6 protein-coding genes are annotated in these 6,073 nt (G+C 60.1%); all 6 read left to right on the top strand.

The genetic code is table 11. The annotated features are described in order from the left end of the window. Positions 1-58: 58 nt before the first annotated feature. The 6 genes from NP590_RS12070 to NP590_RS12045 all read left to right on the top strand — a co-directional run bounded on the left by NP590_RS12070 (position 59) and on the right by NP590_RS12045 (position 5,720). A complete protein-coding gene (locus NP590_RS12070) occupies positions 59-292 on the top strand; it encodes a hypothetical protein (protein ID WP_256602658.1) in 234 nt (77 codons plus the stop codon). A 7-nt stretch (positions 293-299) separates the two neighbouring features. Continuing rightward, positions 300-1,070 (top strand): ZIP family metal transporter, encoded by a 771-nt coding sequence (locus NP590_RS12065; RefSeq protein ID WP_256602657.1) that lies wholly within the window; start codon positions 300-302, stop codon positions 1,068-1,070. A gap of 9 nt (positions 1,071-1,079) precedes the next feature. Beyond that, positions 1,080-1,796 (top strand): DUF1826 domain-containing protein, encoded by a 717-nt coding sequence (locus tag NP590_RS12060; RefSeq protein ID WP_256602656.1) that lies wholly within the window; start codon positions 1,080-1,082, stop codon positions 1,794-1,796. A gap of 85 nt (positions 1,797-1,881) precedes the next feature. After that, on the top strand, positions 1,882-3,534 hold the full coding sequence (locus NP590_RS12055) for a formylmethanofuran dehydrogenase subunit A (RefSeq protein WP_256602655.1): 1,653 nt from the start codon (positions 1,882-1,884) through the stop codon (positions 3,532-3,534). 337 nt (positions 3,535-3,871) lie between these two features. Continuing rightward, positions 3,872-4,660, top strand: coding sequence for a GTP cyclohydrolase FolE2 (gene folE2 / locus NP590_RS12050; RefSeq protein ID WP_256602654.1), 789 nt, complete (start codon positions 3,872-3,874; stop codon positions 4,658-4,660). 64 nt (positions 4,661-4,724) lie between these two features. Next, complete coding sequence (locus NP590_RS12045; RefSeq protein ID WP_256602653.1) at positions 4,725-5,720, top strand: CobW family GTP-binding protein; 996 nt, start codon at positions 4,725-4,727, stop codon at positions 5,718-5,720. The last annotated feature ends 353 nt before the right edge of the window (positions 5,721-6,073 follow it).

Genomic DNA, 6,073 nt, shown 5'->3' with positions numbered 1-6,073 from the left:
GTCGCATTGCGACGGCGGCATTCTCGGCTGATTATCTCTACACGCGATGGATTAGAACATGGCCGATACCGACACTTACCTGCATCTAATTGGGCTGGAAGTGCTGGCCATCCTGGGCATAACCATGGCTTTGCAGAGTGAAAAAACGGCGAAACGGGCACTGTCCGGGGCATTTTTGCTCGTGCTCGGCATGCTATTGGCCCATTTCGTTTCGCATATCCTGCCCGACCGTTTCGCCTGTTTCGTCTACGGCACGCATCGCGAATACCGATCCTTGCCGCGCCAGTATTAACGCCGCCATGACTATTTATCTCGCCACCATCGCCGCCAGTCTCGCCGTCAGCCTGTGTTCGTTGTCCAGCGCTCTCGCCCTGTGGCTGCCAGCGGCAATGCTGAAAAGGGTCGTGCCGTTTTTGGTCGCCCTGGCCGTCGGCGTGTTGCTCGGCGACGCCTTCATTCATCTGATTCCGGATGCGGTCGCCCGCCACGGCTCGGTCAGCGACGTATGTTTGACCGTGCTGGTCGGCGTGTTCGGCTTTTTCGTGCTGGAGAAACTGGTGCGCTGGCGCCACGACCACAACGTCGATACCCGGCCCGGCGCCGAGATTTTACCGCTGGCGAAAATGAACCTGATCGGCGACGCCATCCACAATTTCGTGGACGGCATTTTGATCGCCGGCAGCTTTTTAGCCGACCCGATATTGGGATGGACCACCACGCTGGCCATTGTCGCCCACGAAGTGCCGCAGGAACTCGGCGACGTCGGCGCCTTGCTGCGCGGCGGCTACCGGCCCCGGCAAGCGGTGCTGTACAACTTCTACTGCTCGCTGAGCGTACTGCCGGGTGCCTTGTTCACACTGCTGCTCGGCCAAGTCGCCGAATCGTCCTTGCTGGTGTTGCTGCCGGTGGCCGCCGGCGGCTTTATCTACATCGCCGCTTCGGATCTGATCCCGGTGTTGCACGAGCGTTCCAGCTTCCGCCATCTCGGCGGCCAAAGCGCCTCGTTCGCGCTCGGCATTGCCTTCATGCAAGGCATCGTCCTGTTCGAACAATCCCTGTTAACCCCTTAAGGAGTTCCCATGTTTTCTCGCGTGCCTCTTGCCCAACCCGCCGCCGCGCCGGCGCTATTTTCCGGCCCATTCCGGTCGCTGGCGATACGTCCCGCCACCAAAACCGTGATTTCCAACCACTTCGCCGATTTGGCGCGGATTTACGAGGACGACGTCAACCTGTGTCTGATCGAGCGGCCGCTGCCGCGCGACATCGAGACCTTCGTATATGCCGCGCTGACCGGCAAGGCCGGCGTGGAGCTCAGTGCCCTGGTCGATCCCGAACGTTACGACTTCGACCGGCTCTGGCCGCAAGCGGCGCAATTGTCCGGTTACCGAGCCTGGCTGGACGACCTGCGACTGCTGACCGCCGCCTTCTGCGAACTGTTCGGCCAGCGCGAGGCCGGCCTGCGCCTGCGCACGCTGGACAAGGCCATGTGCCCGCGCTTCCACGTCGATAGAGTGCCGGCCCGGCTGATTTGTAGCTACGGCGGCATCGGCACCGAATGGCTGCCCGCATACGCTGTTGACCGCACCAAACTGGGCATGGGGGCTTGCGGCCAGCCCGACGACTGTTCCGGCTTGATCCTGGACCCGACCGCAATCCGGCAAATGCCGGCCTACGCGGTAGGCCTGATGAAAGGCGAACATTGGGAAGGCAACGAGGGCCACGGCCTGGTGCACCGCTCGCCGGCCCCGACCGCGGTGCAGCCGCGCCGGCTGTTGTTGACCTTGGATATGTTGTAAAGCGTAGGGTACGCATCGCGTACCTTTTGGCCATCGATTCATCCGAAACTTTGAACATGGTACGCGGTGCGTACCCTACAGACTGATGCTAATTAAACTCCACAACGGCGCGATTTACGATCCCAGCCAAAACCTGCACGGCCAAACCGGCGACCTGTTCATCCGCGACGGCTTGATCGTCGCCGATCCCGGCCCGGGTGCCCGTTTCGACGCGGTCTACGACTTGACCGGCAAGATCGTGATGGCCGGCGCCATCGACATCCACAGTCACATCGCTGGCGGCAACGTCAACACCGCCCGGCTGTTGCTACCGGAGCAGCACCGCAACCACATGGCGCGGCGGCTCAATCATCCGTTTTCCACCGCCAAATGGTCGAGCACCGACACCGGTTACCGCTACGCCCGCATGGGCTACACCACCGTGGTCGAGCCGGCGATGCTGCCGGTCGGCGCCTTGGACGTACACCTGCAAATGGCCGACATTCCGATTCTGGACACCGCCGCGCTGGCGATACTCGGTAATGACGATTTACTGCTGCGCTTGATGCGGGCCAAGGCCGGCCAGAGCCAAATCAACGATTACGTAGCCTGGACCTTGAACGCCACCCGCGCCCTGGGCCTGAAAATCATCAACGCCGGCGGCGCCAACGCCTTTAAAAGCAACGTCCGCCAGTTCGGTTTGGACGATATCGTGCCGGAGTATGGCGTCAGCTCACGGCAAATTTTGCAAACCCTGCAAACCGCCGTGCATCAGCTCGGCGTGCCGCATCCACCGCACGTTCACTGCAACAACCTGGGCATTCCCGGCAACGTCGATACCATCGTCGCCACCATGGAAGCCGCGCAAGGCCTGCCGATGCATCTGGCCCACGTGCAGTTCTACGCCTACGGCACGGAAGGCGCCAAAGGCTTTTCCTCGGCGGCGGCCAAACTGCTGGAAGCCTTCAACCGCCACCCCAACATCAGCATGGACGTCGGCCAAGTGCTGTTCGGCCAGGCCGTGACCATCTCCGGCGACGTCATCGCCCAATATAGCCGCCACGCCGACGCCAGCCCGAGCAAATATGTCATGTGGGACGCCGAAACCGAAGGCTCCGGCGGCGTGGTGCCCTACCGCTACCGCCAAGCCAGCTTCGTCAACACTCTGCAATGGGCGATTGGCCTGGAACTGTTTTTACTGGCCGAGGCGCCGGAGCGGCTGTTTTTCACCACCGACCACCCCAACGGCGCGCCGTTTACCGCCTACCCGGAACTGCTGCGCTTGCTGATGGACGCCGATTACCGACAGGAATGCATGGCCCACCTGAACCAGGAAGCCCTGGCATTGACCTTGCTGCCGAATCTAAAGCGCGAATTGAGCCTGAGCGAAGTCGCCAGCATGACCCGTTCCGCCGCCGCCACGCTGCTGGGCCTCAACGACAGAGGCCATCTGGCGCCGGGCGCCATTGCCGACATCGCCGTTTACCATCCTGGTCAGCGCACCGGCGCTCGTCCCGACTACCGGGCAATGTTTGCCGACGCCGCCTTGCTGTTCAAAAACGGCCGGCTGGTGGTACAAGACGGCGTCGTGATCGAACGGCCGGCCGGCTTGGCCCAGACCGTTACCCCGGTTTACGACGCCGGCATCATCCGTACTGTCAAACAACACTTCGACCGCTTCTACAGCCTGAAACTCGGCCAATACGCGGTCAACGACGCCGACTTCGGCGAACATCCCAGGTTTAAGGTGCATGAATGACGACATTGCGCTACGAAGTAGAGATTTATCATCCCCTCTGCCGCGCCGAGCATCGCAGGGTTTGAGCGGAATAGCCCGAAGGGGCGCGGCAAGGATGCCGCGCGTTTTCCGCGGGGGCTGGGAAGCCCCTTTGGAAAACCCCGTTCAAACCCGAGGAGCGCAGGGAATAAGCGGCAGCGGGGTGGCCTTTTCTTTGGATACTTTCTTTTGGCCACGCAAAAGAAAGTATCTCGGCTGTCGGGCCGAGACCCGACATTAAAAAGCCGTCGCGATAGTGACACAACAATGACAGTCGCCTCGACCAATACACATTAAGCCGTTACAACCAGTAAAAACCATGAACCCCATCGAAGACATCCAGGCCCGCGCCGACAGCCGCCGTATCGCCATCGACAAAGTCGGCATCAAGGACATTCTGCATCCGGTGCGGGTGCAGGATAAAAACGGCGGCGAACAACATACCGTGGCTCGTTTTGATATGTACGTGAATCTGCCGCACGACTTCAAGGGCACCCACATGTCGCGCTTCGTGGAAATCTTGAACGGCCACGACCGGGAGATCAGCATTGCTTCGTTTCCGGTCATGTTGCAGGAAATGCTACAGCGGCTGGAAGCCGAATCCGGCTACATCGACATGCGTTTTCCGTATTTCGTCGAAAAGGCCGCGCCGGTCAGCGGCGTGCGCAGTCTGCTGGATTACCAAGTCGGTTTTATCGGCGAAATCGACGCCCAGGGTTGCCGCACCAAAGTCAAAATCGTGGTGCCGGTGACCAGCTTGTGCCCGTGTTCCAAGGAAATCTCGGAACGCGGCGCCCACAACCAGCGCTCCCACGTCAGCGTCACGGTAGCAACCTCGCAATTCATCTGGATCGAAGATCTGATCGCGCTGGTCGAGGCCGAAGCCTCGTCGCCTATCTACGGCTTGCTGAAGCGGCCGGACGAAAAATACGTCACCGAATACGCTTACGACCACCCGAAATTCGTCGAGGACATGGTGCGCGACGTTGCCGCCCGCCTGGACGCCGAGCCGCGCATCGGCGCCTACACGGTGGAATCGGAAAACTTCGAGTCGATACACAACCACTCGGCTTATGCGCTGGTCGAGCGCCGTAAACCGACGCTATGAATTTCCATGCCTTAATCGTTCGTCCTTGACGACGGACGAGTCATTCCCCCCCAAGGAGACCGCCATGCAAACCGCCCCAAAACTCAACTACCCGGTACCCGTGACGATATTGACCGGCTTTCTCGGCGCCGGCAAAACCACACTGCTGAACCGCATCCTCACCGAACAGCACGGCCGCCGCATCGCGGTGATCGAAAACGAATTCGGCGAAACCGGCATCGACAACGAACTGCTGGTACAAACCGACGAGCAAATCGTCACGATGAACAACGGCTGTATCTGCTGCACCGTGCGCGGCGACCTGGTACGCATCCTGGGCGAATTGTCCGAGCGGCGGGAAAGCGGCGTTATCCACTTCGAACGGGTCATCATAGAAACCACCGGTCTGGCCGATCCGGCGCCGGTGGCGCAAACCTTTTTCATCGAACCCGACATCGCCGAAAATTACAAACTGGACGCCATCGTCACCGTGGTCGACGCGGTGCATGCCCACATGCAATTGCAAGAGCATCACGAAGCGCAAGAACAAGTCGGCTTCGCCGACCGGATTTTGCTGTCCAAAACCGATTTGCAGGAAGCCGAAGTGGTTGCCGACCTGGAAACCCGCTTGCGGGCGATGAACCCCAGGGCGCCGATCAAGCGCGTGCATTTCGGCGCCACCGAGTTGCACGACATACTGGACATCGACGGTTTCAACCTGGACGACATCCTGAAAATCGAGCCGGACTTTCTGCAAGACGTCAGCCACGAACATGAAGACGACATCGGTTCGTTCGTGTTCCGTACCGACCGGGCACTCGATGCGGCCCGCATTCTGGCCTTTCTGGACATCATGGTGCGCGACTACGGCAACGATTTGTTGCGCTACAAAGGCATTCTGAATATCGCCGGCTGCGACAAGCGGGTCATTTATCAAGGCGTGCACATGCTGATGACCCAGGACTTCGGCAGCCCGTGGCCGGACGGCGCGATTAGAGAATCGAATCTGGTATTCATCGGTCGCAACCTGCCCAAGCAAAACATGCTGGAGGCTTTGTCATCCTGCCAGATGTCAGGATGAAGGGCTTCCCGACTTATCTCGTTACCGGATTTCTCTCCGGCAGCGCAACCGCATGCCTGCCGCCGAAGGTAACTATCGGCAATTTCCGATCCGGCCGAATCGAGGTAACTCCGAGATAAACCCGCTATTCGCCGGAAACCCGTTCCCCATTGACTTGACCGACCTGCGACGATTGCAGCGATAGCGTCGAAATACGCCAAGCCTAGGGATATGTGCGGCAATGACCGCAAAGCTTGGAGCATGGTCCGGCGCGCCACTTCGGTAAGGTGCCAGACAATCGATTGTTCTCACCCCAGGCACGCTGTCAATCTGGCCCGTGCCGGGAAAAACTATTGCATCGCAAGCATGAGATG

Origin of the sequence: Methylomonas subterranea (assembly GCF_024505185.1) — a bacterium.
Classification (GTDB): domain Bacteria; phylum Pseudomonadota; class Gammaproteobacteria; order Methylococcales; family Methylomonadaceae; genus Methylomonas; species Methylomonas subterranea.
The sequence above is the reverse complement of the archived record's forward strand: the minus strand, read 5'-3'. Positions and strand labels throughout refer to the sequence as shown.